An 830-nucleotide genomic window follows, 5' to 3' on the forward strand; every position below is an offset into this window, starting at 1 on the left:
AGATTTTTAAGCTTGATACGCTTCCAGGTGCTGCTCAAAAAACCATAATGACGGATTTTTACAAATCTTTTCGGTAAAATATGCATCGCAAATCTTCGGATAAACTCCTCGTGGCTCAAAACCATCTGCTTTTTGATGCCTTTTTGGCGGTAATCTTTGTAAGAAAAAGTGACCGTTTTCGCGTCAATTTTCCTGATTCTCTGGTTGCTGATGGCGATTTTATGCGTGTATCTGCCCAAATATTCCACCACCGATTTTGGGCTTCCAAAAGGCTTTTTAGCGTAAACAACCCAAGGTTTTTCCCACAGATTTTGCCTGATTTTGGTATATTCTTTAAGGTTTTTATCTTTTAATTTCTCACAAAATTTAGCCCTGAAAACTTTACTCAAAGCCTTTACCGGAAGCAAAAATTTGCCGTCTGAACGTAGATTTTTCCAAGCTCCGCTTTCATCCACTCCACCGCCCGGAACAATGCAGTGCAAATGCGGATGAAGGCTCAGATTCTGTCCCCAAGTATGCAAAACAGCAATCATTCCCATTTTTAAACCTCGATTTTCACCAAACGTTTGAAGCGTTTCCCAGGCAGATTCAAATAAAAAATCGTACAACATTTTGGGCTCGTGAAGCGCGGTTTTGTTCAATACATCAGGAAGCGTAAAAACCACGTGGAAATAAGGTACCGGAAGCAGTTCGGTTTCCCGATTTTCAATCCATTGCTCTCGGTTTTTGCTCTGACATTTTGGGCAATGACGGTTTCGGCAGGAGTTGTAACTGATGCTTACATTTCCACATTCATCACAAGCGTCAATATGACCACCCAAAGCAGAGGT

General features: G+C 41.3%; 1 protein-coding gene. It reads right to left on the reverse strand.

Annotated elements, in window-relative coordinates; all coding sequences use genetic code 11:
- Nucleotides 1-830: IS91-like element ISWz1 family transposase (locus DRF58_RS18150; RefSeq protein ID WP_116037347.1), on the reverse strand; the 830-nt coding region annotated here is incomplete at both ends.

The organism is Epilithonimonas hispanica (assembly GCF_003385395.1).
Lineage (GTDB): Bacteria > Bacteroidota > Bacteroidia > Flavobacteriales > Weeksellaceae > Epilithonimonas > Epilithonimonas hispanica.